The sequence below is a fragment of the Patescibacteria group bacterium genome, from assembly GCA_041665345.1.
Taxonomy (GTDB): domain Bacteria; phylum Patescibacteriota; class Patescibacteriia; order PEXW01; family PEXW01; genus JBAYJA01.
Window position 1 is genome coordinate 393,656 of record JBAYJA010000001.1, and the last position, 25,696, is coordinate 419,351.

25 protein-coding genes and 3 tRNA genes are annotated in these 25,696 nt (G+C 53.2%); 19 read left to right on the plus strand and 9 right to left on the minus strand.

Annotated features, from left to right (window positions below; translation table 11 throughout):
- Positions 1 to 42 precede the first annotated feature (42 nt).
- The gene (locus tag WCV85_02100; GenBank protein MFA6473646.1) at positions 43 to 501 is read left to right on the plus strand and encodes a papain-like cysteine protease family protein; all 459 of its coding nucleotides are present in this window, start codon (positions 43 to 45) and stop codon (positions 499 to 501) included.
- Here WCV85_02100 and thrS read toward each other — a convergent pair.
- Positions 486 to 2,276: a threonine--tRNA ligase gene (gene thrS / locus WCV85_02105; GenBank protein MFA6473647.1), complete on the minus strand. Its 1,791-nt coding sequence runs from the start codon at positions 2,274 to 2,276 to the stop codon at positions 486 to 488. The two genes, WCV85_02100 and thrS, sit on opposite strands and share 16 nt — an antisense overlap.
- A gap of 352 nt (positions 2,277 to 2,628) precedes the next feature.
- Positions 2,629 to 2,997 carry a hypothetical protein gene (locus tag WCV85_02110; protein ID MFA6473648.1) on the minus strand — a complete coding sequence of 123 codons (369 nt, stop codon included), beginning with the start codon at positions 2,995 to 2,997 and terminating at the stop codon, positions 2,629 to 2,631.
- 353 nt (positions 2,998 to 3,350) lie between these two features.
- On the opposite strand from WCV85_02110, the gene WCV85_02115 reads away from it, so the two are divergent.
- On the plus strand, positions 3,351 to 3,992 hold the full coding sequence (locus WCV85_02115) for a hypothetical protein (protein MFA6473649.1): 642 nt from the start codon (positions 3,351 to 3,353) through the stop codon (positions 3,990 to 3,992).
- 108 nt (positions 3,993 to 4,100) lie between these two features.
- Here WCV85_02115 and WCV85_02120 read toward each other — a convergent pair whose 3' ends face one another.
- From WCV85_02120 to WCV85_02130, 3 genes are read right to left on the minus strand one after another with little or no spacing between them, the layout of a single operon-like run.
- Positions 4,101 to 5,249, minus strand: a complete 1,149-nt coding sequence (locus WCV85_02120; protein ID MFA6473650.1) for a baseplate J/gp47 family protein — start codon at positions 5,247 to 5,249, stop codon at positions 4,101 to 4,103.
- Positions 5,246 to 8,689, minus strand: coding sequence for a DNA polymerase III subunit alpha (locus WCV85_02125; protein MFA6473651.1), 3,444 nt, complete (start codon positions 8,687 to 8,689; stop codon positions 5,246 to 5,248). The genes WCV85_02120 and WCV85_02125 overlap by 4 nt, the downstream gene beginning before the upstream one ends.
- Positions 8,690 to 8,742: 53 nt before the next feature.
- Positions 8,743 to 9,069, minus strand: a complete 327-nt coding sequence (locus WCV85_02130) for a hypothetical protein (GenBank protein MFA6473652.1) — start codon at positions 9,067 to 9,069, stop codon at positions 8,743 to 8,745.
- Between the two features lie 91 nt (positions 9,070 to 9,160).
- Between WCV85_02130 and WCV85_02135 the strand changes: the two genes are divergently transcribed.
- The 7 genes from WCV85_02135 to WCV85_02165 all read left to right on the plus strand — a co-directional run bounded on the left by WCV85_02135 (position 9,161) and on the right by WCV85_02165 (position 15,459).
- Complete coding sequence (locus WCV85_02135) at positions 9,161 to 9,994, plus strand: hypothetical protein (GenBank protein MFA6473653.1); 834 nt, start codon at positions 9,161 to 9,163, stop codon at positions 9,992 to 9,994.
- 1 nt (position 9,995) lies between these two features.
- Positions 9,996 to 11,111: an FtsW/RodA/SpoVE family cell cycle protein gene (locus tag WCV85_02140; GenBank protein ID MFA6473654.1), complete on the plus strand. Its 1,116-nt coding sequence runs from the start codon at positions 9,996 to 9,998 to the stop codon at positions 11,109 to 11,111.
- Positions 11,112 to 11,159: 48 nt separating this feature from the next.
- A complete protein-coding gene (locus WCV85_02145; protein ID MFA6473655.1) occupies positions 11,160 to 11,486 on the plus strand; it encodes a hypothetical protein in 327 nt (108 codons plus the stop codon).
- An 80-nt stretch (positions 11,487 to 11,566) separates the two neighbouring features.
- The gene (locus WCV85_02150) at positions 11,567 to 12,262 is read left to right on the plus strand and encodes a 50S ribosomal protein L25 (GenBank protein ID MFA6473656.1); all 696 of its coding nucleotides are present in this window, start codon (positions 11,567 to 11,569) and stop codon (positions 12,260 to 12,262) included.
- A 7-nt stretch (positions 12,263 to 12,269) separates the two neighbouring features.
- Positions 12,270 to 13,343 carry a DUF3048 domain-containing protein gene (locus WCV85_02155; GenBank protein ID MFA6473657.1) on the plus strand — a complete coding sequence of 358 codons (1,074 nt, stop codon included), beginning with the start codon at positions 12,270 to 12,272 and terminating at the stop codon, positions 13,341 to 13,343.
- A gap of 25 nt (positions 13,344 to 13,368) precedes the next feature.
- Positions 13,369 to 14,625, plus strand: a complete 1,257-nt coding sequence (locus tag WCV85_02160) for a DUF3048 domain-containing protein (GenBank protein MFA6473658.1) — start codon at positions 13,369 to 13,371, stop codon at positions 14,623 to 14,625.
- Positions 14,626 to 15,459 carry a Cof-type HAD-IIB family hydrolase gene (locus tag WCV85_02165; protein ID MFA6473659.1) on the plus strand — a complete coding sequence of 278 codons (834 nt, stop codon included), beginning with the start codon at positions 14,626 to 14,628 and terminating at the stop codon, positions 15,457 to 15,459.
- 423 nt (positions 15,460 to 15,882) lie between these two features.
- On the opposite strand, the gene prmC is transcribed toward WCV85_02165, so the two are convergent.
- The 4 genes from prmC to WCV85_02185 all read right to left on the minus strand — a co-directional run bounded on the left by prmC (position 15,883) and on the right by WCV85_02185 (position 19,992).
- Positions 15,883 to 16,692 carry a peptide chain release factor N(5)-glutamine methyltransferase gene (gene prmC / locus WCV85_02170; protein MFA6473660.1) on the minus strand — a complete coding sequence of 270 codons (810 nt, stop codon included), beginning with the start codon at positions 16,690 to 16,692 and terminating at the stop codon, positions 15,883 to 15,885.
- A complete protein-coding gene (gene prfA, locus WCV85_02175) occupies positions 16,692 to 17,738 on the minus strand; it encodes a peptide chain release factor 1 (protein ID MFA6473661.1) in 1,047 nt (348 codons plus the stop codon). Before prfA ends, prmC begins: the two co-directional genes overlap by 1 nt.
- A 52-nt stretch (positions 17,739 to 17,790) precedes the next feature.
- On the minus strand, positions 17,791 to 18,054 hold the full coding sequence (gene rpmE, locus WCV85_02180; GenBank protein MFA6473662.1) for a 50S ribosomal protein L31: 264 nt from the start codon (positions 18,052 to 18,054) through the stop codon (positions 17,791 to 17,793).
- Positions 18,055 to 18,165: 111 nt separating this feature from the next.
- On the minus strand, positions 18,166 to 19,992 hold the full coding sequence (locus WCV85_02185) for a hypothetical protein (protein MFA6473663.1): 1,827 nt from the start codon (positions 19,990 to 19,992) through the stop codon (positions 18,166 to 18,168).
- Between the two features lie 271 nt (positions 19,993 to 20,263).
- Between WCV85_02185 and rpsB the strand changes: the two genes are divergently transcribed.
- The 10 genes from rpsB to WCV85_02235 all read left to right on the plus strand — a co-directional run bounded on the left by rpsB (position 20,264) and on the right by WCV85_02235 (position 25,687).
- Positions 20,264 to 21,001: a 30S ribosomal protein S2 gene (gene rpsB / locus WCV85_02190; protein MFA6473664.1), complete on the plus strand. Its 738-nt coding sequence runs from the start codon at positions 20,264 to 20,266 to the stop codon at positions 20,999 to 21,001.
- 22 nt (positions 21,002 to 21,023) lie between these two features.
- Positions 21,024 to 21,605, plus strand: a complete 582-nt coding sequence (tsf, locus tag WCV85_02195; GenBank protein MFA6473665.1) for an elongation factor Ts — start codon at positions 21,024 to 21,026, stop codon at positions 21,603 to 21,605.
- Between the two features lie 3 nt (positions 21,606 to 21,608).
- Positions 21,609 to 22,532: a tetratricopeptide repeat protein gene (locus WCV85_02200; GenBank protein ID MFA6473666.1), complete on the plus strand. Its 924-nt coding sequence runs from the start codon at positions 21,609 to 21,611 to the stop codon at positions 22,530 to 22,532.
- Between the two features lie 160 nt (positions 22,533 to 22,692).
- Positions 22,693 to 22,767, plus strand: a tRNA-Thr gene (locus WCV85_02205).
- 205 nt (positions 22,768 to 22,972) lie between these two features.
- A tRNA-Thr gene (locus WCV85_02210) sits at positions 22,973 to 23,047 on the plus strand.
- A 249-nt stretch (positions 23,048 to 23,296) separates the two neighbouring features.
- Entirely contained in the window at positions 23,297 to 23,452 is a 156-nt protein-coding gene (gene rpmG, locus WCV85_02215) for a 50S ribosomal protein L33 (protein ID MFA6473667.1), read from the plus strand.
- Positions 23,453 to 23,457: 5 nt separating this feature from the next.
- A complete protein-coding gene (locus WCV85_02220; protein MFA6473668.1) occupies positions 23,458 to 24,009 on the plus strand; it encodes an HDIG domain-containing metalloprotein in 552 nt (183 codons plus the stop codon).
- Between the two features lie 17 nt (positions 24,010 to 24,026).
- Positions 24,027 to 24,101: transfer RNA gene (locus WCV85_02225), tRNA-Trp, on the plus strand.
- Between the two features lie 240 nt (positions 24,102 to 24,341).
- The gene (locus WCV85_02230) at positions 24,342 to 24,923 is read left to right on the plus strand and encodes a hypothetical protein (protein ID MFA6473669.1); all 582 of its coding nucleotides are present in this window, start codon (positions 24,342 to 24,344) and stop codon (positions 24,921 to 24,923) included.
- A 155-nt stretch (positions 24,924 to 25,078) separates the two neighbouring features.
- Positions 25,079 to 25,687 carry an HAD family hydrolase gene (locus WCV85_02235; GenBank protein ID MFA6473670.1) on the plus strand — a complete coding sequence of 203 codons (609 nt, stop codon included), beginning with the start codon at positions 25,079 to 25,081 and terminating at the stop codon, positions 25,685 to 25,687.
- The last annotated feature ends 9 nt before the right edge of the window (positions 25,688 to 25,696 follow it).

The following is a 25,696-nucleotide window of genomic DNA, read 5'->3' on the forward strand; positions in this document are numbered from 1 at the left end:
CAAACTAAGCAGCTTCGCATCTGGACGCGCTGGGCGCTCCTGGTGCCGTACCGGCATCAGGAGCGGGAAGACTCCTGTGGTCCTGCTTGCGTGCAAATGCTTTTGGCTTGGCAAGGGCAAAAGCAGTCTCAGCGCGCACTGTACCAGCTGTTACAGACAAATTCCCAGATAGGCACAACCCGTACCCATATCCTGCATGCGTTGCGGGCATTGGGTTTTGCGTTTAAGGTAGAGGCAAAGCTATCGGTTCCCCAGCTACGCAAATGGCTGCACCATGGCCCGGTTCTGGTCCGCTTCATGGAACCCAAAGAGCAGGTACACCATTATGCGGTTGCTGTGGGTACGCACGCAGATCAGCTTCTCCTGCACGATCCGTGGAATGGAAAGAATATTCTTATGCACTGGGGAGAATTTGCGCGGCTTTGGCGTCAGGTCAGCCGCAAGCCAAAAACTGGCGGTTGGGCTGTTCTTTTTCCCGCCAAGATTCAGCGTTTCCGCTGAGTGATTTTCTTCAGGAGGTAAGCCAAGAAGGGCTTCTTGGAAATGACTTGCAGTTTTTGCTTTCCACGAACTCGGACGTGCAGTTTGGTTGAGCCAACTTCTTTGTCACCAATCACCAGCATGTACGGGATTTTCTGCTTCTCGGCTTCCCGGATACTCTTGCCCACACTCTGATCAGCCAGGCCCACATCCACCCGCAGTCCTGCGGCCTGGAGTTCCTTTCCCAGCTTGGCGCAGGCTTTCTGGTGCTTCAGACCCACTGGGATAATCGCCACGTGCACAGGCGCCAGCCACAGCGGGAAGGCTCCGGCGAAGTGCTCAATGAGAATGGAAATGTACCGCTCCAAGGAACCCATAATGGCGGCGTGGATCATCACAATCCGTTCATGCTCGCCCTGCTCATTAATGCAGTCCAGGTCAAACCGCTCCGGCAAGTTCATGTCCAGTTGGATTGTGGCTACTTGCCATTCTCGGCCTAGAGAATCTTTGGCCATGAAGTCTACCTTGGGTCCGTAGAAGGCGGCTTCCCCCGGTGCTTCCGTTGCCTGTGCTTTCATACTGCGGACGATTTTTCGTAAAGTCGTTTCTGCCTTGGCCCAGCGCTGCACGTCACCCAAGTATTTCTCTGGGTGCTTGGGGTCATGCAAGGACAAGCGAACATCCAAGCTGAACCCGGCGGCACTGTAGAACTTCTTTACAATGCCCCAGATGGTTTTGCACTCGGCTTCTACCTGTGATTCACGGCAGAAGACGTGTGCGTCATCTTGGGTAATGGACCGCACGCGGGACAGCCCGGCAAGTTCACCGCTCTGCTCGTCTCGGTAGACTTTGGTGGTGGAAGCGTAGCGCTGTGGCAGTTCGCGGTAGGAGAACTGCTTGCGAGCGTAGATTTGCGTGTGGTGCGGGCAGTTCATGGGCTTCATGGCAAAGGTGTGCCCTTCCCGTGAGGTGATGTGGAACAGTTCGTCCTTGAATTTCTGCCAATGCCCGCTCTTTTCAAAGAGGTCTTTTTTGGAAATGTGAGGAATGTCTACGCGCTCGTACCCGGCAGCTTGGCGCAATTCCCAGACGTAGGAGTCCAGCAGGTCGCGCAGCAGCGTGCCCTTGGGCGTCCACAGCGGCAAGCCACTCCCTACTAAATCGGAGAAGGTGAACAAGTCCAGCGCCGGCCCAAGCACCCGGTGGTCTCGCTTCTTGATCTCTTCCTGCAGCTTCAGGTATGCATCCAGCTCAGCTTTGGTGGCAAAGGCTGCACCGTAGATCCGGGTGAGCATGGGGTTCTTTTCATCTCCACGCCAGTAGGCGCCAGCCAAGTGGGTGAGGGTAAATGCATCAGCGGAGATCTCACGGGTAGATTCCACGTGCCCGCCCCGGCAGAGGTCGACGAATGAGCCAGTGGTGTACGAGGTAATGGTTGCTTGGCCTTTGCTCCCGTCATTTTGCAGTTCGTCAAAGACCGTGGTGCCTTTGGTGACCAAATCGTGGATGAGTTCCAATTTGAATGGTTGGTTACTGAATTTTTCCCGTGCTTGCTTTTCCGAAAGTTCTTCCCGTTTGAATCCCAACCCTTGGCCGATTTTCTTCCGCATCATTTTTTCCAGTTTGGGTAAATCTTGCGGAGTGAGGGGGCGGGGGAGGAGGAAGTCGTAGTAGAAACCCTGCGCAATTGTGGGTCCTACACCAAGCTTTGCGTCAGGCATGAGTTCCAGCACGCTGGCAGCCAGCAGGTGGGCCAGGGAGTGGCGAAGGTTTTCCAGATTTTTTTCGTTTGCCATATGGGTGAAGGGTAAGAATTGCAAAGAAACCAAAGCATTGCTGCTTCGGGTTCATCGTAGCCCTTCGACAAGCTCAGGGACTGCGTGAAGGTTCCACCCGATATTTCCTCCTACGCTCGGAAGCTTCGGAGGACACTTCATTCTACGGAGTTAGGCGATGATTCGCACCCCAGGTGGGGCAAACGCTTGGTAGGCGCTTCAATCCTCAGGCCACGAGTATAGCGGAAAAGACGCTGGGTCGTAAAGTAACCGTTCTCTTTCAGGTCAAATGCGACATAGCAAAACGTCCCGTATACGCAGGACGTTTTTTCGGAGTAGAGGCTTCAGCTTCTGGCAAGTTAGTGCATCAGCCCTAGCGCGAAGCCGAGTTCACCCGCTGCACGTCAGTATCCGTAATAAGGTGTTTCTTATGTAGGACACCCAACAGGGTATCCACCTTTTGGTCTGGTCGGCGGGTCATAACTACCAGGTCACCACGCAGGCTACCAATTTTCTGGTCCAGGTAGTCTTTGGTGACCATGCGCGTTTCGAATTGTCCCAGGCGGTGATCAATGTAGTCTTTGAGGTATTCCTTGGTTACCATAGTTGTCTGGAGCTTCTGCAGCCGTTCCTCAAGGTAGTCTTTAGTGACCATAAGGTCAGCCATGGTAAGAATTGCTTCGTGGACTTCGGTGAACCGGGTATCCATTGTGACAGTAATATCTCGAAACCGGCTATCCATAGTTTTTGATAGCTTTTGGACAGCCTGTAATACAGAGTTCTTTTTTGTTATAGCTTTTTTAGGCATAAAATGATGACGGATTAATGAGAGGAATCCGCCCGCTTGTCCAAATCACTATACCCAATCTTGCAAAGCCAGGCAAATGTCGAAAATGTGGCTAACCTAAGGCTTTTTGGCTAACTTTAGCCAAATTAGGTATTGACTTTTCCGATATTTCCTGTGTACTCTTTTGTTAACAAATACCTTGATAAATAAGGTCGAAGACCCCGTCGAATGGCAGGGCAGACCTTCAACCGCGGTTCCGACGGCATCGGACAACGAAAAAAAGAAAGGATGACGACATGGGTTCTTCCATGACCACATCCAAAATGACCGACGGTCAGATTAACCGTGTGGTTGAAATTTTTCGGGCAAAGCTTGTCAAGCATGCATCCAACTTGCCCTCGGATGCAGTGCAAGCAGCTTTAGGCGACGCCTCGTTAGGACAGGACTTGTTCGATGTTTTCCAGCGGCACGTAGAAGTCCACCTGATCGACACCCAACCCCACCTCCTCCAGCGTAAACCCTTCAACCCCAAAAAGTTCATTGGCGCAGGCTGGAAGGTCATTGAGGTGCTGCAACCCAGAAATGATGGCATCCTGGATGCCAGTCAGATCGTGACCAAGGACTACCTTAAAAAAGGTGAGTCCTCCATCAATGGCGAAGAGCGCCTCCGCCGCATCAAGGCGAGTCCAGCCGACGTGAAACTCCAGCTGGACGCGGCCGATTGCCAGGCATTGTACGAGGAGAAAGGCCAAGTCACCCTCCGCTGGCTCGACGAGACGAAGGGTATCAAATTCCTTTCGGGCTGGAACACCATTCTGCAGAGCCCGCGCGGTAACCGTTGCGTCCTCTATCTGGTTCGGCGCGTTGACGGTTCCTGGCGCTGGAGCGACGGTTGGGTCGGCGGCGGCAACTGGGATGCCGATCGTCCTGCTGGTCTGCTCGCAAGTTAGCACTTGCATCTCAGTCCCTTAGAGTCCTGCTCTTTGATTCGTTTATTATGAACTTTGTAGCCCTCTGGAAATTCTTCCAGAGGGCTTTTCTTATTCAATCATTTTCTCTTACTCCACCTTCAGTTCTAGCTTGCTAGCATCATTCGGAATGTTCTTTGTCCAGAAAGGTGTAACGTCAATAGTGATATTTCCCACGGCGCTTTCTTTTTGCAGTAAGGTCTGCACATCCACGATGCTCTTGCCCAGGTAGGTTGCTGGGGTCAGGAGGGGATGGGTGGCTGAGGGTTTGCTGGTGCCCTTCACTTTGACGGTGACCGTCGCTTTTTCAGCTTTGCTGTCCAGGGTATCCACTTTGTAGGTGAAGGTTGTTGGGTTCACATTCTGCAGTTCCAAGTCACTGGACACAGCTGCGCCAAGCGTGAGCTTGGCAGCCGCGGTGAGCGCTTGGGTATCCACGGCAATGCCCGTGGCTTTCACCGTGAGTTTGAGGGTGTAGGCCTTCGCTGGGTCACCCGCGGCTGGGCCAACGCGCTTGGTCACAGTGGTGGCAATCATCTCGGGGTAGAGGGTAAAATCTTCGGGTGCCAGTTTCTGGAGCGCAGGCAGCGCGTCGGCCGCAGCTGTGGCCAGGAGTTCGGTTTGGGCATTTGCCAGTTCCGTCTGCGTTAGGCCAGGCAGTGCGGGTTCACTGTTCTCACCCGTAAAGTCGCTGGCCGCAACCGCGGTAATTTTGTCCTGTAAACCAGCCCACAACCCTGGGAGGATGAATGTTGTTCCCTTGGTTTTTGCCCCGGCTTCACCTGCTTCATCGGCAATGACCAAGGTGGTTACGCTGCCGCCAACCGGCACGTCCACGCGTGCTTGGGTGCGAAAAATCTTTCCATCAGCTGATCGGACGCGGGTACCTGCTTGCAGGGGTTGGGTTTGGGACCAGTTGTTGGTAATGGTCACTTGGCCGCGGGCTTTGCCGGTGAACACGGGCGTGGCGGTTGGGGTCGGATCCGTTTCCGGGGTGAAGTCTTTGGTTACCTCCACCGAGGTTTGTACAAAGCGCGCAGGGAGTTCTTCGGCATTTGGCTTGGCGGCAAAGGTTGCGGTTGTTGTCGCCTCCACTGCCTGGGGCGTCCAGGTAAACCTGATGCTGCTACGGCCCATGGCCAGCACCAGGACGCCAGCGAAGAGTAGTACGGCGGCGGCGAAGAAGCAGAGAACCATGATCTTCTGTTCCGAGGTGGTTCGGGGTGTTTTTTTGGTCATAGGCGTTGGAGGCTACCCCGGCCCAACAGCGCGGTGAGTTCTGTCCACGCGGCTTGCGGGTCAGTGGTGAGGTTAGCGGAAATTCTTTTGGGTCCAGTGCCATTAGGGACAGTGTACTCCACTGGAACTTGGCCCGGGTAGGCAGTGAGGATGCGCTGGAGTTCGTCAAACTGTGGGCGGGGAAAATCTTTGGGCAGCGCAATGACTAACGGGCGATCCTGGTGGCCACTGCGTTCAGCGTACGCCTGCAGCGCGGCGGTGTCGAGTTCCCGGGCAGCATCAGCCAGCAATTTTGGCTCACCATCTTTGTCCGACACTTTCCCTTCCACAATCACCAAGCGTTCTTCCACCCACAGATCCGCAGTCTGCTGGAGCAGCTTTGGGAAGACTAAAACTTCCACGCCACTGCTAGCGTCTTCCACTTTCACGAAGAGCATCGCCTCATTTTTCTTCGTCATCACCTTCTGGACTTTGGAGACGATCCCGCCAATGCGAACCTTTGCATCCCGCGCGTGCTCGGCCAGGGTTCGGATGGGTGCGGCAATCAGGCTGAGGTTATGCTGGTAGTCACGGAGCGGGTGGTCTGAGAGGTACAAGCCCAGGAGTTCTTTCTCCCACTGCAAGCGCTGCTGCTTGCTCACTGGTTCTGCCATACCCAGCCGGATGGTGGGGGCGGCAATCATGCTGGTGCCGCCAAAGAGGGAGCTCTGGTTTGACACGGCAGCCGCCGAGGCGTTGCGGTTGAACTGCAGCAGCCCATCCATGTTGCTCAGCAGCGCACCGCGTTCACCAAAGCGATCCAAGGCGCCACTCTTCACCAAGCTCTCCAGAGATTTCTTGTTCAAGTCCTTCACCCGGACGCGTTGCAGGAAGTCTTCCAGTGAGGAAAAAGCCCCGTGCTCTTTGCGTTCGTGCACAATGGCAGCCACCACATTTTCCCCCACATTCTTAATGGCGGAAAGGCCAAAGCGAATGGTCCGAGTTGGTGCTTTGGTCTCGGGTTCATACACCGCCGTAAACGTCGTGTAGCTTTCGTTAATGTCTGGGGGGAGCACGGTGATGCCCATGGCGCGGCACTCTTCAATCTCAATGGCAATGCGCTCAATGAAGGCGTGGTCACCGGTCAGCAGGGCGGCCATGAAGGCTTCGGGTTCATTCGCTTTGAAGTACGCGGTTTGGTAGGCGATGAGCGCGTAGCAGGCGGCGTGGGAGCGGTTGAACCCGTAGCGCGCAAACGGTTCAATGAAGTCAAACACCTTGGCGCCCGTGGCCTTGGGAATGCCGTTTGCCACGCAGCCGTCAATGAACTTCTGCCGTTGCTCGTTCAATAATTTGGCAATTTTTTTACCCACTGCTTTCCGGAGGACGTCAGCTTCGCCCAAGGTAAAGCCCGCCAACTCTCGCGCAATTTCCATAATTTGCTCCTGGTACACGGCCACGCCGTAGGTTTTGGCCAGTACTTTCTCCAGTTTGGGGTGAATGTAGGTAACAGTCTTCTCCCCGTGCTTGCGGGCAATGAAGTCAGGGATGAATTCCATTGGCCCAGGGCGGTACAGCGAGACCATGGCGATGATGTCTTCCAGCGTGGTTGGCTCCAATTCCCGCAGGTACCGGCGCATGCCTGAGGATTCCAACTGGAACACCCCGGTGGTGTGCCCTTCGCGCAGCAAGGCAAAGGCTTTGGGGTCGTCCAGGGGAAGCCGATCTAGGTCGTACTCTTTGCCGTGGCCTTTGCGGGCAATCTCAATGGTCTGTTCCAGCACAGTCAAGTTCCGTAAACCCAGGAAGTCCATTTTCAGTAACCCCAGGTCTTCAATGGGGTGGAGTGAGTACTGGCTGATGATGCTCTCGTCGTCCGGGCTTGCGTGCTGCAGGGGCACGTGGTCAATCAGGGGGTCTTTGGTAATCACCACGCCGCACGCGTGCACGGAAGCATGCCGCGCCACGCCTTCCAGTTTCTGCGCCACGGTCAGCAGGCGGCGGCCGTCTGGGTCTTTTTGAATAATCTCCGCCAGTTCCGGAATGTCTTTGATTGCTTCACCCAAGGTGGTGAACATGGGAATGAGTTTGGCCACGCGGTCGCAGTAGGTATAGGGGAAGCCCAAGGCACGGCCAACGTCCCGGATGGCAGCGCGGGCAGCCATGGTCCCAAAGGTAATGATTTGCGCCACGTGGTCTGCGCCGTACTTGTGCGCGACGTAGCCGAGCACTTCATCACGCCGGGTATCGGCAAAGTCCAAGTCAATATCCGGCATGGAGATGCGCTCGGGGTTGAGAAATCGTTCGAAGAGCAGGTCGTACGCCAGCGGATCCACGTTGGTGATATTCGATAGGTACGAGACAATGGAACCTGCGGCTGAGCCGCGACCAGGGCCAACGACAATCCCTTGGCTCTTGGCCCAGTTCACAAAGTCTTGGACAATGAGAAAGTAGCCCGCAAAACCCGTGGTGGTGATGACCTCAAGTTCGTAGTCGAGTCTTTTGAGAATGATGGGATCAGTTTCCCGGCCAGGGTAGCGTTTGGGGATACCTTCCAGGCAGAGCTCCCGCAGGTACACGTCAGCGGTTTTGCCACCCGGCACAGCAAAGTGGGGGAGCTGGGTCACCCCCAACGGTATTTCAACGTTGCACTGCTCTGCTATCTGTAGGGTGTTCGACACCACCTCAGGATGGTCAGGGAACGCTGTAAGCATCTCGGCCTCTGGTCGCATGCTGACATCAATGCCTGTCATGGTAAGACGGTTTGGATCGTCCACTGTGGTTTTCGTTTGAATGGCCAGCAGGACATCCTGCATCTCCGCATCTTCGGGCTGCAGGTAGTGCACGTCGTTCGTAGCTACTACCATGAGGTCATACTTCTTGGCCAAGGCAAAAATTGCCGAGTTCACTTTTTGCTGGTCGGGCAGGTCATGCGGCTGCACTTCCAGCACGTAGTTTTCTTTGCCAAAAATGGCCAGGTGCTTTTCAATGACTGCCTCGGGGCTAGCGTTAATTTTTCCCAGAATCGCTTGGGCCAGCTCACCTTGCAGGCAGGCGGAGAGAGCAATGACGCCTTCGTGGTGCTGCTGGAGGAGGTCATGGTCAACCCGTGCCCGGTAGTAGTAGCCTTCCAAGTGCGCCGTGCTCACCAAGGCAATGAGATTTTTATACCCCATGGCATTCTTCGCCAGCAGCACCAGATGGAAGGGCCGCTCGTCAATGCGCGGCTCCTTGTCAAAGCGGGTGCGTTTGGCCACGTAGGTTTCCACGCCGATGATGGGTTTGATCCCAGCCTTGGTCGCTTTCTGGTAGAACTCCACCGCCCCGTACAGTACGCCGTGGTCAGTCAGCGCAACGGCCGGGGCGCCCTGCGCCTGAGCAAACGCAACCAGCTCGTCGAGTTTTGGTAACCCATCGAGGAGGGAGTAGTGAGAGTGAACGTGAAGGTGGACGAATGCCATGGGTGCAGATACAAAAACGCGCTCGTCCAGATGTTCGCCTGGATCGTGGGGCGCTAGAAGTCCTCGGATTCTTCAACAGATCGCTTTGCGGCGCGCTTCGCTTTTTTCTCTCGGGCAAAGGAAACAATTTCGGTTACCGCGCGAACTACGCTGCTCACCGCCGATGCCGAGGAGCTGACTTTGGATTGGATGACGTCGAGCATTTCCCCAAAGTGCGTGAGACGCTGGTGGACACCTTGGATCATCTGTCGGAATTCCGTAATTGCCCCGTGAATGTCTTTGACAATCTGCACGAGGTAGTACAGGAGCCAGACAATGCCGGTCCCGACCCCAAGCAGCACAACCGCCAAAACGATGTTGAGGATGTCTCCAGTGCTCATAGGCAGAGTATAGCACAGTGCCAAAAAGGGGGTACGGCGTAAAAACCCGCACGACTAGCGGAGATATGGGGGGAAGAGATATACTGCAGCCATGCAAACGGACAATGTTTCGGACCTCAGTTTACGCTTGAATGCCTGGGTGCTGACCAACCGGCAAGAGCTCCGGAAGTGGTGGGTTATTTGCATCCTGGGCGTCAATGTTTTTCTGCTGTCCGCCGTGCTCACCCAAGGTTTGCTCTTCCTCTTCAAATTCCAGGATAGCGGGAGTATCACGCAAATCATTGTCGCAAGCGTTGCATCGGTTGGGGAGCAATCGGCTGTCGTGGCGCCAAAACCCCTTGTGACCGCGGCACCAGTTTCTGTACTCCACGGTGCTGGTCGGTTTGATTTTTTGCAGCGGCTGGAAAATCCAAATGCAAACTGGCAGGCAGTCGCTGAGGTGACCTTCCAAGGTGGGGCAAAAACCTTACCTCCTGTACGAGTTGTCCTATCACCCAAGTCTACCCTCTACGCCGTTGCCTTAGACATTGAGCCAAAGTCCACCACCGGGGTGCCGCAACCAACGGCAACGCTCACCAGAGTTTCGTGGACCCGGCAGGTTATTGATCCGTTTGCAGACATTCGGGTGAAGATTGAAAATGTGCAGCAAGCACAAGTTGAGCTGACCACAGGTGACCAGGCGAAGCGCATGGTAACGCAGGTGACAGGTACGGTCGTCAATCCGTCGCTCTACGCCATTCGTGGGTTACGAATTGGCATTCTGCTCCTCCGTGACCAGAGCGTGGTGGGCGTCCGCACGGCAATTGTCTCAGTGCCACGGGAAGCGCGTGCACCTTTTTCGGTGGAGTGGGAAGACGTGGTGAGTGGTGTCACTTCCATTCAAACGTACCCTGAACTTCACGCTGAGATAATTGTTGCATCGTAGCATGGCGCGTTCGTCATTGCGGATTCTCGCGCACCTTGATTGGCCACTGGCTGTCGCCAGTGGTGTGCTCATTCTTTTTGGGCTGGTGGCTTTGGCGAGTGTCACTGTGGCAAAGAGTCCTCCAGATTGGTCAACGTTTACCCAGCAGGGTATTTTTGTTGGCGTCGGTTTGGTCATTTTCATTGGCGCGGTTTTGGTTGACTATCGAACTATCCGTGGGCTGAGTACGGTAGCGTACGTTGTTGCCGTGCTCCTTCTGCTGGGCGTGCTTTTTTTTGGGAAAGAAATTCGGAGTACGACTGGGTGGTTCGTGATTGCGGGCGCCAGTTTTCAGCCGGTCGAGCTGGCAAAACTGCTATGGATCATTGCGTTCAGTGCGTACCTCGCCAGGTTTGCCCGAGCCTTTGACCAGTGGCGGCACCTTTTCATTTCCGGTGGCTTCGTGGCTATCCTCATTGGCTTGGTGCTCCTCCAGCCTGACCTGGGGTCAGCGGTTGTCCTTGGGGGCATCTTTTTGGGTTTACTGCTCATGGCGAATATTCGTGGGCGGCAAATCGCTATTCTCCTCACCCTGCTTGTTGTGCTCGGTAGTCTGAGTTATGCATTCTTGCTACGTGACTACCAGAAGAATCGGATTCAGCAAGTCTTCCATCCAGAAGCCGACCCTTTAGGCCAAGGCTACAACGTCACCCAAGCGCTCATCGCGGTCGGCTCGGGTCAGCTCTTCGGCCGGGGATTTGGCCAGGGCACGCAGAGTCAGTTGAACTTCCTTCCCGAACAGCAAACAGACTTCATTTTTGCGGTGCTGGCAGAAGAGTTTGGATTTGTTGGCGTCCTCCTGCTCCTGGGCAGCTTTGGGGTAGTGCTCGTACGGACGCTTTCCATTGGCCGCCACGCCCGGGAAGATTTTGGAGCATTCCTCTGTGCCGGAGTTGCGATAGGCTACGCGGTGCAGGTAGGGATTAATGTGGGCATGAACGTTGGTTTGTTTCCGGTGGCTGGTATTCCTTTGCCCTTCGTCAGTGCAGGGGGAAGTTCCATGGTCGCCAGTCTCCTGGCCTTGGGTATGGTGCAGAGCGTGGCTGTCCGTCGGCGAACCAGCGGTTTAGAGAGTTGACGAACAGGGAGCCACGTGGTATGGTCACCCCGTACATTTCTTGTACCTATGCCCATGCTCCCTTCATTCCCATCTCGTCTGCATGCCCGGTTTACCGGGAGTTGCCCTCGGTGTCGAAGCCTCTTCCAGCCGGCGAATGTGACGGTTGTGGCTGAGGATGAGGAGCAGCAGCTCTTACACCTGGTGTGCCAGCAATGTCGCACCGGCCTTCTGGCCTTGGTGGGGATTACTGTCAATGGCTTACGGTCTGTGGAAATCGTCACCGACTTGACTGGAGCAGACGCGGAGCGATTCATTGCCGCGCAGCCAGTCAATGCCGAAGACGTTCTGGCGCTGCATACAGCGCTGGGCCGATCCACCTTCCGGCTTCGCTAGGCAAGTCGCCAACTGGAGCAGATGAAGCGCTCAGTCTTTTTCTTTGATTGTCTTCTTTCTCATCTCTTTGATTGATTTGTATGACGCTCTCGCTTACTGCTATTCCTCGCACCGCTTCCAAAGGTGAACGCACTCGCGTTCGCAAAGAAGATCACATTCCAGCTGTGGTGTACGGCCATGGTATTGCCAGCCAAACAATTGCGGTTCCTCGTAGTGACTTTGAGAAGGTTTTCCGTGAAGCTGGCGAATCAACATTGGTAACGCTTTCACTCCAGGGTGGCGCGCCAGTGCAGACCCTCATCCAAGATGTCCACCGTCATCCAACGCTGGGTACTATTCAGCATGTGGATTTCTACCAAGTCCGCATGAATGAGAAGATTAGTAATGATGTGCCGTTAGTCTTCACCGGTGAGTCCCCAGCAGTCAAAGCCTTGGGCGGCATTCTGGTGAAGAACATTGACACGCTGAAAATTACCTGTTTGCCTGCAGATTTGCCATCAGAATTGACGGTTGATATTCGCCGGTTAGAAAATTTTGAATCTCGTATTACCGTTGCTGATATTCCGTTACCCAAAGGTGTTACGCTGGAAACGAAGGCGGAAGAGATTATTGCGGTGGTTGAGGCACCTCGAACAGAAGATGAACTGAAAGCTCTGGATGAAAAAGTGGAAGAGAATGTGGAGGCTGTCCAGAAAGTGGAGAAGCCAGTCGGAGCTGAAGAAGAGGCAGTTGTCGCTGCACCAGGTGCAGAAGCTGCACCCGCGAAGAAAGCCTAGGGCGCCTATGGGAGGGAGGCTCACGGATAGACCTAGTGACTACACCTTTGGCAAGCGCAAACGGCGTTGGCCGTGGGTGGTGGCTGGTGTCGTGGTAGCGCTGGGGAGTATTTCCACAGGTGGTTACTACCTCTACCGGAGCAAGAGTGTAAAAAAAAGTAGTGCCGCAAATGTCGAGACGGTCACCAGTGCAGAACAAGCACGGCGTCTTGATGGCGTGCTTGTTCCGGCTGTAAAGGCAAATTTTTTGCCATTAGCCGTAGTAATTGAAAATCACTCCAGCGTGCGGCCGCAGAGCGGGTTGAGCCAGGCTGGCGTGGTCTACGAAGCTTTGGCTGAGGGTGGCATCACCCGCTTCTTGGCCGTGTTTGCAATCAATGGTGATCTACAGATTGGTCCAGTGCGTTCGGCACGGCCGTACTTTGTGCAACTCGCGCGGGCGTATAACGGGATGTTCGTCCATGCTGGATACTCACCCCAGGCGAAAGAGCAAATCCAGAAAACCGGCATCGTTGACTTTGACCAGTTTGCAAAACCCTATAATTTTGACCGCATCAGCGGCCGTCCGTCTGAGCACGCGCTTTTCACCTCGCTTCGGTTGCTAGAGCTTGGTCGGAAGGGTTTGAAACTTGACGACAAGGGCACATTCACGCCCTGGTCCTTTAAGGATGATCGCCCAGTGCAACCTCCGGTGGCCACAAAAGTGACGGTGGATTTTTCTACGGCATCGTATCGGGTTGGGTATGCCTATGACGCAGCCACGAATAGCTACCTTCGTTCGCAAGGGGGAATAGCAGCGAAAGACAAGGAAAACGGACAGGGGATTACCCCCAAGAATGTCGTGGTCCTCTTTACGACGTCAACGCTCTTCGATGCGCTTCGACGGAACATTTTGGTCGTGGGTGAAGGCAAGGCGTTGGTTTTTCAGGATGGAAATGTTATTGTAGGGAAGTGGCGAAAGCCGGAGGCGGCTACGCAGCTCACGTTCACTGATGCGAATGGGGAACCGCTTTCCCTGAATCGTGGGCAAACCTGGGTTGAGGTGGTTGATCTGCCCGAGCGAAATGTCACTTATTCATAAATTTTTTCCTTTTCAAACAACGCACATGGCAAAAGCTCCCAAAAAATCTGTTGAAGAAGTCAAAGTCACCCCCAAAGCATCGGCAAAAAAAGCACCAGCAGCAAAACCAGCGCCCGTGGTTGATCCTGCAACGGATCTGAGTAATACTTCTAAGAAGTCCATTCCTCCCGCAGAAACCCAGAGTGCCTGGCAACGACTGTCAGCCAAATTTGGTACAGGTGGTTCACGCTGGCTTGCGCTCGGTGGTGCCGCGGTTGCTCTGGCAATTATCATCATTGGGGTTGGCATTGCGCTTAGCTCTGGCTCATCGGATGATGAGACTGAGTTGGTGACCAATACTGCAGGGTATGAGAATGTAAATGTAGCGAATATACCCTTTTCACCAGATTTGGCTGGTGGGAACCGGTACGTGCACGGGCACTACTACCCGTTGGCAGTCATGATTGATAATGCATCGCCCGCACGGCCGCAGTCCGGTCTGCAGGCTGCTTCTGTAGTCTACGAAGCATTGGTGGAAGGTGGCATTACTCGGTTCATGGCAATTTTTGACCAAGGAAAGGTTGATCAAATTGGACCCGTTCGTTCCGCCCGGCCATACTACCTGTCATGGCTAACTGAGTATGATGCTGCATACGCGCATGCCGGTGGTTCACCGGAAGCGCTGGGTGATATTCAGAAAAATCGCATCCATGATATTAACGGTATTGGCAGCGCGGCCGGTGCTTTTGTCCGTGATCGGTCTCGCCCAGCACCGCATAATCTCTACACGACATCGTTCAAGATGTATACCATTACCCAGAAGCAGAAATTAGCCTACAGCGATGCGGTCATTGAGCCCTGGACATTCGCCCAGACCGGGGCAGTTGCTCCAGCTGACGTGACGGCCGCGAAGAAAGTTACCTTCTACTTCACCGGAACAACCAAGTCCACCAAGATTGTCTACACCTACGATGCTGCGAAGGGTGGGTGGCTCCGCAGTCAGGCAGATGCGGCGCACCAAGACCGGCTTACGAAGCAGCAGATTGTGGTGAAAAATCTCGTCATTCAAACTATTTCGAACAACATTTCCGTGGGTGAAAAAGGCCGGCTGACCATGACCGTGACCGGAACAGGAACAGCGAAGGTGTTTGGGGCTGGGACGGTCCAAAACGCAACCTGGAAAAAAGCAGAGAAGAACAGCCGCACGACCTTCACTGATGCTAACGGCACCGCGGTGGTTTTCCAACCGGGGAATACGTGGATTGAAGTACTGCCCGCAGGCCGGACCGTGGTTGTTGAGTAAATGCGCCAACGCGTTAAACTGCTGACCATCGACTTGGACGATACACTCATCGGCCAAGACTTGGTGGTATCCCCGCGGAATCGGGCAGCCATCCGCCGTGCTGTGCGAGCGGGGATTATTGTGACGTTGGCCACTGGGCGCACGTTCAGCACCACCCAGCCCTTTGCGCAGCGTTTGGGTTTGCACCATACTTTGGCCTGCTTTCAGGGAGCGTTGCTACGTGGGAAGCATAAAATTCTCACCTCACGCACCATGCCGCCGCAATTCTACTTAGATATTATTAAATTTGGTTTGCGACACAAGGTCCAGCAGTGCGTGTACGCCTTGGACCATGACACGGTGTACTTCCAGCGGCCACTGAATACGTTTGGCAAAGAGTACCTGGATCGGATTGAGCAGGTTCGGCAAATTAGCTTGGTTAATCTGGTCAGCTATCCCTTCCCACATCCGCCTATCAAAGTCATGTTTATAACCAGTCCAGAGAAGGTGGTCAAACTAGAGGCCATGGCCAAACGCAAGTGGGGCGATGCACTGTACATTACCCAGACCCGCGCCAACCTGTTGGAGTTTTTGCACCCACAGGTGAATAAAGGTTTTGCCTTGCGGTACTTGGCGAATCACTACCACCTCCCACTCTCGCAAACTGCCGCAATAGGTGACGGGCATAACGACATTCCCATGCTGGAAACAGCCGGGGTTTCTTTTGCGGTCCGGAATGCGCCCCGGGTTGTGGAAGCGGCGGCAGATCACGTGGTTGCCGCCTGGGATCAAGACGGGGTGGCTGAAGCCATTGATTGGATTCTGGCCCACCAACCCAAGCGGACGAAGAAATAAAAAATACCGTCCTGCCAGGGTCTGACAGGACGGAGTACTTAGGCGACCATACGCGGTGGCCGTGTTTTGTGTGTACGCGAGCGAATGTTCATCATGTTCTCCATCTGCTCGGCAACTAGACCCCTGGTGTAGGACGAATCCTCCGTTTCGAGGAAGTACGTCAGTGGTTGGAAATGCGCTACATGCCCACTGGTTCTGACAATCCGCAGATGATTTGCACAGAGGATTGTTCGTGCGTGAATGGGGGAATCAATTGCGTAGAGGTGGGCGCCGAAGAGCACAGGCTTGCCTCTTTCGCGGTGATTCTTGAGTGCGCTGATGCCACAGCTTGGGAAGTAGCAACGATAGCCCCGGTTTGTTGAGCACATGTGTGCCTCCTAGTGTGTGAAGTACAATGTTGGGGGAACCGCGAACTCTAGCACCCTACCCCCGCCATGTCAAGTGCAGGAAGCGCGGGCGGTTTGCTGCATCGTTGATTGTGGTTTGTGCATATCCCAAGCGCTTGATGAATGTCTGAAGCAGTTTTGGGTGCTGTGGCCCAACTTCCAGGTATAGGCTTGGATATTTGCGGTTTGCACACTGGGTCAAAAACGTCCGCAGCAGCTTGTCGCCATTTTTTCCGCCTAGTAATGCCAGTTTTGGTTCGCGGGTGAGTTTCTGTGTTTCCGCTGGGGTAAGGTAGGGGAGATTCGCGACAATGACATCAAATTGCTCGTTTGGCTGGAGGGGGGCTGTGAGCGAGCCATGGCGGAATTGGACGCGTGGATGAACCTTGCTCAGTCTGGCGTTCGTACGTGCCACGCGGAGGGCTGCAGCTGAAATGTCTGTCGCAACAACTTTTGCATTGGGGAAAGCTTTGGCTAAGCCAATGACCAAGCAGCCAGAGCCCGTGCCAATCTCCGCGATCGTCTTGGGTGGATGGCCAGCGAAGTCTGAAATGATACGCTCCAGCAATTCCTCCGTCTCCGGGCGGGGGATGAGCACGGCGGGCGTAACCCGAACCGTAAAACCAGCAAAGGGTTGCGTTCCAATAATGTACGCAAAAGGCATGCCAGCCATTCTCTGGCGGATGGCTTTTTTAAGTCGCGACATCTGTGTTAGGGTCAGCAGCTTTTCTGGATGCGCCAGAATGTGCGCTGGGTTTTTTCGCAGAACAAAAGCCAGCAGATCTCGGACTTCTCGAGGGTCTATGCTTGGTGCTTGGAAAAACGAACCAACAGTCTGCCGGGGCATTACTGTGCGCTGGGTTGGTGGGCAGCAGTTTGCACGGCCGCAATAATGTCGTCCAGTTCACCTTCCATCACGCCAGTGAGATTGTGGAAGTTCTGCTTGATGCGGTGGTCAGTCAGCCGGTTTTGCGGGAAGTTGTAGGTGCGGATTTTCTCACTCCGGTCACCCGTGCCAATTTGCTGCTTGCGCTGCTCAGTTGCTGCCTTGCGTTTCTTCTCTTCTTCAAAGGCAAACACCCGGGCACGCATGATGTTCATACCCTTTTCTCGGTTCTGCTTTTGCGATCGCTCATCCTGGCACTGCACCGTAATCCCGGTGGGAATATGCAGCAGGCGCACAGCAGAGTAGGTGGTGTTCACAGACTGGCCACCGTGCCCAGAGGAGGTCGTCACTTCCATTTTGATGTCCTCGGGTTTGATGCTCACGTCCACCTCTTCCACAATGGGCAGCACGGCAACCGTCGCCGTGGAGGTGTGCACGCGGCCAGCCTTTTCCGTTTCCGGCACGCGCTGAACGCGGTGCACGCCAGACTCCCAGCGCAGCAGGCCAAAGGCACCTGGGGTGGGGATTTCAATAATTGCTTCTTTGTACCCGCCAATGCCCGTGCGGTTCGTGCTCACCAAGTGTGGGTGCCAGCCGTGATTCTCAGCAAAGCGGGTGTACATGCGGCAGAGTTCCGCAGCGAACAAACCCGACTCGTCGCCCCCAGCGCCAGCACGAATTTCCACCAGGGCACCGCGCTCATCCATGGGGTCAATGGGTTGCTCCAGCACGCGCAGCTTCTCCGCCACTTCGGCCAGCTCTTTGGTAATCCGGGTGTGATCTTCAGTAGCAAGTGCCGCCAGGTCTGGGTCTTCCAAGGCGCTGGCGGTGTCCACCAGTTGTTCCTGCAACGATTGCTGGTCGCCCAGCAAACCCAAGTGCTCCACGACGCGTTTGTGCTCGCGGGAGAGCTGTTCCAGTTTTTTCCCATCACCCGCCCCAGCAGCAACTTGGAGTTCCTGTTCCAGAGCATCACGTTTGGCAGTGAGTTCGGGGAGCGTTGGCATATGGGCAAATAGCAAAACCGCCCACAGGGAGTATAAGGGGCGGCAGGTTGCGTTACTTCTTGGCTTTGGTGGTCTTCGCGGCCTTCCGTGTAAGTTTGTCTGTCTTCTTCACAGAGGTCTTCTCTTGCATCTTCTTAAAGCGTTCCACCCGACCTTGGGCGTCCATGACCTTTTGGGTGCCGGTGTACAGCGGGTGGCAGTTTGAACAGACCTCAATCTGCAGGTCTTTTTGGGTGGAACCAGTGGCAAACGTATGCCCACAGGCGCAGCTGACCTTTGCGTCGTGGTGGTAGGTGGGGTGAATAGCGTCTTTCATAGTTCGCCTACTATACCATGGTTTGAAGATTCGTCAAGGGAAACTGGATTCTGGGAAATAAAAAAGGGATCCAGTTGTTGGATCCCTAAAGAACAATTAAATGCCCAAGAGTTACTTTTTGTCTCCTTTTTGAGCTTCGAGAAGCTTTTTTAGCTCCTCATCGCTCATGTTTTGAACGGTGCCGCGGGCTGTTTCGTTTTCCCGCTGCGTGGTTATGTGTGCTCGCTTCTCCAAGTTGGTTTCGTTCACCGCCTGTTGCGATTTTGAAACAACAATTTGTACCGAGGTATTATCGAATCCCATCATTGGCACTATTGATTCGGGGGTATCGATATACTGGATGACGACTGTATCACCAACCTTGGTAATTGGAAGTTTCGGCGATAGTCCACTGGCTCCCGCAAATAGTTGTTCACCGTCTTGCAGAAGCAAAATGTAATGCGTTTCTGAGTTTTTATTCTCAGAAGCGAAACGCTGAACAATTCCGGTAATAGTTTCATTCTCGTGAGCTAATTCGGCAGCAATTTGGTGACCACTGCTAGCCAAAAGTTCTTGGTATTTCCGGAGTGCATCGTATTGGTCCTCGCCCTCAGCTACCATCATCTTGTCTACCTCGACAATCGCCACTCCCAGAAAAGAATGGTTTTCACCGAGTAGTGGGACGATGGATGCCATTGTGCCGTAAATGTTATACAACACTGGCCCAGAGCCATGCTGGTTTTTATAGGCAACTTTGTTATTCACTGCCTGTATTACACCAGCTTCGGTTCCACCTTTCGCTTTGTAGCGAATCGAATTGCCGGTTCTCGAGTCAGTATAGATAAGACCCACCATTGACTCGTCCGCCGCTGCCGTTGAAGTGAGTGTGGTGACCCAATATGGTCTCCCATCGGAACCATAGTTTATGCTCGGTGTCTCTCCCTCAATGATGTCTTTTTTTCCTAAGAAAGAATTCCACCAACTGATTGAGTACTGACCCATATCGTCAACATAGGTCTGTACAAAATCTTTTGGGATCACTCGATCAATCCACTCTGGTATGTTGCCGATTGCATACTCAGTTTTCTCGCCGGTTGTTGGATTGACAACAAGTACACCGCGAACTTTTGGTCCCCAAAATGATATTGTAGGCTCAAAAATGGTAATGACCCAGTAAGGTTGTAGACTGTCATCAACTTCAAAAGAAAAGTCGCATAATCCAATTCCTCTGTACCCATTGTTCCATAGGTACCGGGGCAAATTATTACCGAAGCACGCTTCATTCATGTAGACGAATTTGTGATTCAATTTAATTTGTACTGGGAAACGTGGATCCTCAGCGTCAACCATGACATAGCCCGGACTTACCTTAGCAGATGACCATTCCCAAAAACCATTAAATTCAAATGGCGCCACGTACCACAGTTGACCGTTGACGATCTGTAACGTCATGTGATCTTTCGATACATGAAATTGTGATCCTAGGGCACCAGGGGCATCGCCTAATTGCTTGTCGGCAAGCCATTCGGCGAGTTCCTTCGTTACCATTCTAATATCTTCAGGATTTTTTGGCTGGACGTCTTGTGTCCAGATCCTTTCTTCGACATCACCAATCATGCGTGCATATTCGTCGGAATGGAACAAGCTACCGCCGTACATTGCAGTTATGATAATGATGGCAAATCCAATGACCGGAAATGCAAGGGAGAAATTGGGATGAAACTCGTCTCTACTTGAATCAAAGCATGCTACTATCGCGCTGATGAGCCACAGAATGCAAACCATCATTCCATAGTAGCCAAAAAGCGGCCAGACCATGGAGGGAAGAAATGACCAAATGATGAACCAATTGGCGAGTATGCTGATGATCACCGTAATGACCGCAGCAGCAGTTTTCCGAAAAATCAGCATGGGAATCACGCCAATAATGGAAATAATAAATGCTAATAAGAACGACATGCGTTCCTCCTTCTTGAGTTACAGTTATTCAGTTTTCAATATTCAGTAGTTACTTCAAAAACATTCCACAATAGCATAGAGACGACAATTTGTCAACCCCAAGCCGGTGAACCCTTGCCATAGAATCGCGGACATGGTAGATTCATTGCGCTTTCTATCTCACATACGTCCGGCCGCATTTCGGTGCGGCAGGCCTGCAATTCCTGGTTCCTGCACATGGGAACCCTGCGGGTACAAACGACGTAGCGGCTAATTTCGAAAGGATAACACTATGCGCGAGGTCACACTCCTCGAAATGCTCCAAAAGGGCGTCCACTTCGGGCACCAGGAATCACGCTGGAACCCCAAGATGGATCAGTACATCTTCACGTCCCGCAACGGGATTCACATCATTAACCTGGAATCCACCTTGGCCAAGCTTCAGGCCGCGGCCGTGTTTGCGCAGACCGTGGGTAAAGGTGGTGGCAACGTGCTCTTCGTGGGCACCAAGCGCCAGGCCAAGGACATTGTGCGCCGGGCAGCAGAAGACTGCGGCATGCCCTTTGCCGTGGAACGTTGGATTGGCGGCACACTGACCAACTTCAGCACCATTCACGAGCTCATCAAGAAGCTCCGCCGGCTGAAGAGCGAGAAGTCGGTTGGCTTGTTTGAAAAGTACACCAAGAAAGAACGCCTGAGCTTCCAAGATGAAATTGAAAAATTGCAACGGGATATTGGCGGCATGGAGTATATGGACACTCTGCCTGCAGCCTTGTTCGTGGTTGACGCGGCGAAAGAGCGGACGGCAGTGCGTGAAGCGCGGAAGATGAACATTCCGATTATTGCCATGTGCGACACGAACGCCAATCCTGACGCCGTGCAGTACGCCATTCCCGCGAATGACGATGCCACCAAGTCCATTGACCTGGTTGCCACTGTGCTGGCTGAAGCGATTGCCGAAGGGAAGAAGCTGATGCCTGCTACCGCACCTGCTGCGGCACCAGCGGTTCCCGCAACCCCAACCGTCTAACCATTTTCCAAGGAACACTCCTATGCCCGTATCCATTTCCGATATCCAAACCCTACGTGAACGTACTGGTGTTGGCATGATGGATGCCAAGAAGGCATTGGAAGCGCACAACGGCGATATTGACGCGGCCATCACCGAGCTCCGGAAGTCTGGCCAGAAAGTGGCTGACGCGAAGCAGAGCCGCCAAACCCGAGAAGGGGTGATTGGTACCTACGTGCACTCGAACAACAAGGTTGTGGGCGTCATTGCCCTGGCGTGTGAAACTGACTTCGTTGCCCGCACCGAAGCTTTCCAAGAGTTGGCGCATGAGCTGGCTATGCACGTGGCGGCCATGTCACCAATCTACGTGAGCAGTGAGGACATTCCCGCAGACGTGCTGGCGAAGGAAGAGGAAATTGCCAAGAGCCAAGCCGCGGGGAAACCGGAAGCTGTGGTCGCAAATATTGTTGCTGGGAAAATTCGAAAGTACGCGGAAGACCATTGCTTGCTGGACCAGGCGTACTTCAAGGATGACAGCCTGCGCGTGCGTGATGTCATTGGTGCGGCAGTGCAACGCTTGGGTGAGAATATCCAAGTTCGCAGCATTGCCCGGCACGCTCTGTAAGGTATGCTCACGGACTGGATTCTCCTGGGGATTTTCGCAGCAGCAGTCATTACCTGCGCGGTTATCATCTGGCGAAAATTGCCAACCCTGGCTGGCATCCGCATTGAAGCAACAGCAAAATTTCAAAACGAAGCAAAGAAGCAAGCTATTCTTGACCAACGGTTACAGCAGAAGCTGGGTACGGTGGAAGCGGCGATTGCCCGCAATGCCAAACGCGTGTTTGCGAAGGGTATGACAGGGATGCAGCGTCTGCGTCAGCACTTGGTCAAGATGGAACGCGAGTACCGGCGGAAAGTCATGGCGCAGAAGTCGTTGGAAGATCCACTGGCACTTCGGTCCCGCGTCGCAACTGGACTGGCTGATGCGCAAGCCGCTTTTGAACGGGAAGAGTACGCCCGGGCAGAGCAGCTGTACGTGGATGTGGTGAGCCTGGATCCAAAGAATGCAGATGCGTACCTGGGTTTGGCTGACGTGGCCATGGCGCAGAAGAATTACCCCAACGCCCGGGAAGCTCTGCAATTCGTGCTCAAACTCCGGTCGTCCAGTGACGGCGCCTACTCTCGCCTGGGGCACATTGCCAGCGAAGAGGGGAAGCTGGCTGAAGCGGAAGCTGATCTCTTACAATCCGTGGCCCTGAATGCAAAAGTGGCCAGTACGCAGTTTGACCTGGGGTTAGTAGAAGAGCAACTCGGTAACCAAGACCGAGCCACTGCAGCCCTGCGTGAGGCCGTGATGCTGGAACCGGCAAACCCAAAGTACTTGGATGGTGTGCTAGAGTACGCGCTCCGACGGCAGGATCGCGCCCTGGCTGAGGAAAACTTGGCCCGCTTGCGCGAAGCAAACCCAGAAAACCAGAAGATTGTGGAATTTGCTGAACGTATTGCCGCACTGCCAGAAAAAAAAGCCGAAACCAAAACAGCAAAGTAGGGGAGAGAGATTTCCAATTTGGCAGAGTTAGTCTATTACGCCCACGTAGTCCCGCCCTCGACACAGAAGTGTCGGGGCGAGGATCCACGACCCCGCTGCGGGGTCGGGACTCAGTGGTAGAGTAAAAGCAGATCATTACAATCGAGGTTTTAATATTTATGCCCACGTAGCTCAGTGGTAGAGCAGCTCCATGGTAAGGAGCAGGTCAGCAGTTCAAATCTGCTCGTGGGCTCCAGCCTTCGCCCTATGAGGACTACGGCTGGCAAGCCATCCGAAGTCACGCTCAGGCGGGACGAAGGATTGGCAAGCCAGCAATGTTTATTGGTAAAGTGTATCTTTTTGCATGAGAATGTTGGCGAAGGCTGTCCTCCATAGCTTCTGAGCGACGGAGGACAAAAAAAGTTTGTCATCAGCCCACAGAGACAGGAGAACGTGCGTACGCCCGAGTAGCTCAGTGGTAGAGCAATCGCTTCGTAAGCGATGGGTCGGAGGTTCGACTCCTCTCTCGGGCTCCAGCCTTCGCCCTCGGAGGGCTTCGGCTGGCAAGCCATCCGAAGTCACGCTCAGGCGGGACGAAGGATTGGCAGGCCAGCTATGTACCTCATGGAGTAGTCCTTCGTAGAGAATAAGGCAAGTCGGCGAAGGCTGTCCTCCATAGCTTCCGAGCGACGGAGGACACAAAGTGTGTACTAAGGTATCGGCTGGTTAACCAGCACAATTGGTTCTGTAAAATTCATTCATCACCTCATTCCTGAAATATTCCTATGTCTCAAGATAATCTGATTAAGTTAGAGTGCACCGTGTGCAAGCATGTGAATTACCACACGCACAAAAATGTGAAAACCATTAAGGTGCGTTTGCAATTGAAAAAGCACTGCACCTGGTGCGGCAAGCACACGCTACACAAAGAGTCCAAGTAAAGCACATGCTCCGAGCAGAAGCTGAGGCGTTGCTGCACGAGTTCACGAAGAATGTAAACCTCCGCAAGCACGCGCTGTGCGTTGAGGCGGTCATGCGTTTCTACGCCAAAAAGTTTGGCGAAAATGAGGAGCAGTGGGGGATTGTCGGACTCCTTCATGACTTTGATTACGAAATTCATCCGACTATAGCCGAACATCCCCAGAATGGTTCGGCAATTTTACGGGAACGCGGCGTAGCAGAAGAGGTCATCCATGCCATTCTGGCACACGCTCCACATACTGGTGAGCCGTGGGATACGCAACTGAAGAAAACTATTTTTGCAGCTGATGAACTGGCTGGTTTCGTGGTCGCGGTGGCGTTAGTTCGGCCCAACAAGAAGCTATCTGAAGTTACAGTGGAAAGCGTGTTGAAGAAGTTGAAATCTTCCGCATTTGCTGCCAATGTGAGTAGGGAGGAGATTACCCAAGGCGTGAAAGAGTTGGGCATCCCCCTAGAAAGTCACGTCCAAAACACCATTCAGGCTTTACAAGGCATTAGTGATACACTGGGGTTGTAGTTTACCAAGTTAACTGTGGGGGCATGGTGAAACGGCTATCACAGCGGTCTCCAAAACCGCTATTCAAGGTTCGAATCCTTGTGCCCCCGCCAGCCTTCGCTCTCAAGCTTTGTTGAGAGCGAAGGCTGTCCTCCGTAGCTCATAGCGTAGGAGGACACCTCCTGGATCTTTTTGAAAATGTGGTTTCCCATGCGACGGCGGGCAAAACCGCTATTCAAGGTTCCCTGTCCACCGAACTTCGTAAGCGAAGGTAGGTGGGGAATCCTTGTTCCCCTGCAAAGAGAGCCAAGTATCGGTAGACTCTAGTGGTTCAATAACAATAAAGCTTTGCCATGAATCTTAAGCTGATATTTGGAATAATTTCTACGGTTTTCGCAATCGTCTGTTTTCTGCCGTACTTTAAGGATATATTCGCAAAGAAAACAAAACCTCACATCTATTCGTGGCTGGTATGGAGTATTCTTCAATCAGTTGGCGTTGTGGCAATTGTCCGTGGGGGAGGACATTTTGGCGCTCTTGGCTTAGCCGTTGGGGCATTATTTTGTATTTCAATATTTTTTCTTTCGTTTAAGTACGGAACAAAGAATATTACACGGTTTGATACACTCTGTCTTATTGGGTCAATCGCCACTATTATTGTTTGGTTGCTGCAACATAATCCCACGCTTTCAGTAATTCTAGTGACCCTAATCGACTTTGTTGCATTTCTTCCTACCTACCGAAAAGGGTATGTTGACCCAAATAGTGAAACCGTTCCCACATACCTATTAAGTGCAATTTCAAATGTTTTCGCACTACTAGCTATCGCAAGTTATTCGCTGGTCACGTCACTCTATGTATCGAGCTTGGTAGTATCGAACGGAATTATTGTGCTGATACTCATCCTCCGGAAAAAATATTTACGTCCGATTTAATTTTCCGGGGGCGACCCACGTTCCTCATTTTTCCATAGAAAAATCGTAAGAAAAGCCGTATAATACAGCTCTGGCAGTGCTGCTTAACGAGTACTCCTTCGCACCGCTTAGTCTATGCTACGTTCGCGAGGACCCCAGAAGAACTGAGTCACCATATGACCGAACCGAAACCACGTGCTGTACTCTTCGATGCTGATGGAGTGACGATTATTCCCCAGGCGCCGTTTTCCGTGCAGTATGCTGCAGCGCATGGACTTGATGCCAAAGTGCTTGGGTCTTTTTTTGATGAGCGTTTTGGTGAGGCGCTCATTGGGAAGCGTGATCTCAAAGAGCTCCTGGAAGAGCGTCGTGCACTCTGGCAATGGGATGGCTCCATGGAAGACCTTTTGAAGCAGTGGTTTGCAGCGGAGAATGTGAGAAACGAAGCATTGGTAACGCTCATCCAACAAGCCAGGAAAAATGGGATTCGGTGCTACCTTGCTACAAACCAAGAGAAGTATCGCACGCAGTTTATCAAGGAAAGTATGTTCCCTGGGGTATTTGATAAAGTATTTTCTTCGGCGGATATTGGGGTCAAAAAACCAGATCCAAAGTATTACAGGTTTATCATTGATGAATTACGTCGTTCTCAGGTCATTACCGAGCCGGGCGACCTGGCGTATTTTGATGACCAGTCTTCAAATGTGGAGTCAGCTGGAAAGCTGGGGATACGTGCATACCTCTATTCCGACGTTTCTCAGGTAGAGAAGTTGTTGCAGTTGTAATTCCATTAC

What these genes read in the sequence shown, in the direction of transcription:
- rpmE (MFA6473662.1), bottom strand. Translation starts at nt 18,054, where the DNA reads ATGAAAGACGCTATTCACCCCACCTACCACCACGACGCAAAGGTCAGC.
- WCV85_02130 (MFA6473652.1), bottom strand. Translation starts at nt 9,069, where the DNA reads ATGAGCACTGGAGACATCCTCAACATCGTTTTGGCGGTTGTGCTGCTT.
- WCV85_02200 (MFA6473666.1), top strand. Translation starts at nt 21,609, where the DNA reads ATGCTCACGGACTGGATTCTCCTGGGGATTTTCGCAGCAGCAGTCATT.
- WCV85_02165 (MFA6473659.1), top strand. Translation starts at nt 14,626, where the DNA reads ATGCGCCAACGCGTTAAACTGCTGACCATCGACTTGGACGATACACTC.
- WCV85_02185 (MFA6473663.1), bottom strand. Translation starts at nt 19,992, where the DNA reads ATGTCGTTCTTATTAGCATTTATTATTTCCATTATTGGCGTGATTCCC.
- WCV85_02150 (MFA6473656.1), top strand. Translation starts at nt 11,567, where the DNA reads ATGACGCTCTCGCTTACTGCTATTCCTCGCACCGCTTCCAAAGGTGAA.
- WCV85_02135 (MFA6473653.1), top strand. Translation starts at nt 9,161, where the DNA reads ATGCAAACGGACAATGTTTCGGACCTCAGTTTACGCTTGAATGCCTGG.
- WCV85_02125 (MFA6473651.1), bottom strand. Translation starts at nt 8,689, where the DNA reads ATGGCATTCGTCCACCTTCACGTTCACTCTCACTACTCCCTCCTCGAT.
- WCV85_02230 (MFA6473669.1), top strand. Translation starts at nt 24,342, where the DNA reads ATGAATCTTAAGCTGATATTTGGAATAATTTCTACGGTTTTCGCAATC.
- WCV85_02110 (MFA6473648.1), bottom strand. Translation starts at nt 2,997, where the DNA reads ATGGATAGCCGGTTTCGAGATATTACTGTCACAATGGATACCCGGTTC.
- WCV85_02120 (MFA6473650.1), bottom strand. Translation starts at nt 5,249, where the DNA reads ATGACCAAAAAAACACCCCGAACCACCTCGGAACAGAAGATCATGGTT.
- thrS (MFA6473647.1), bottom strand. Translation starts at nt 2,276, where the DNA reads ATGGCAAACGAAAAAAATCTGGAAAACCTTCGCCACTCCCTGGCCCAC.
- WCV85_02160 (MFA6473658.1), top strand. Translation starts at nt 13,369, where the DNA reads ATGGCAAAAGCTCCCAAAAAATCTGTTGAAGAAGTCAAAGTCACCCCC.
- prmC (MFA6473660.1), bottom strand. Translation starts at nt 16,692, where the DNA reads ATGCCCCGGCAGACTGTTGGTTCGTTTTTCCAAGCACCAAGCATAGAC.
- WCV85_02145 (MFA6473655.1), top strand. Translation starts at nt 11,160, where the DNA reads ATGCCCATGCTCCCTTCATTCCCATCTCGTCTGCATGCCCGGTTTACC.
- WCV85_02220 (MFA6473668.1), top strand. Translation starts at nt 23,458, where the DNA reads ATGCTCCGAGCAGAAGCTGAGGCGTTGCTGCACGAGTTCACGAAGAAT.
- WCV85_02115 (MFA6473649.1), top strand. Translation starts at nt 3,351, where the DNA reads ATGACCACATCCAAAATGACCGACGGTCAGATTAACCGTGTGGTTGAA.
- rpsB (MFA6473664.1), top strand. Translation starts at nt 20,264, where the DNA reads ATGCGCGAGGTCACACTCCTCGAAATGCTCCAAAAGGGCGTCCACTTC.
- WCV85_02140 (MFA6473654.1), top strand. Translation starts at nt 9,996, where the DNA reads ATGGCGCGTTCGTCATTGCGGATTCTCGCGCACCTTGATTGGCCACTG.
- tsf (MFA6473665.1), top strand. Translation starts at nt 21,024, where the DNA reads ATGCCCGTATCCATTTCCGATATCCAAACCCTACGTGAACGTACTGGT.
- WCV85_02235 (MFA6473670.1), top strand. Translation starts at nt 25,079, where the DNA reads ATGACCGAACCGAAACCACGTGCTGTACTCTTCGATGCTGATGGAGTG.
- prfA (MFA6473661.1), bottom strand. Translation starts at nt 17,738, where the DNA reads ATGCCAACGCTCCCCGAACTCACTGCCAAACGTGATGCTCTGGAACAG.
- rpmG (MFA6473667.1), top strand. Translation starts at nt 23,297, where the DNA reads ATGTCTCAAGATAATCTGATTAAGTTAGAGTGCACCGTGTGCAAGCAT.
- WCV85_02155 (MFA6473657.1), top strand. Translation starts at nt 12,270, where the DNA reads ATGGGAGGGAGGCTCACGGATAGACCTAGTGACTACACCTTTGGCAAG.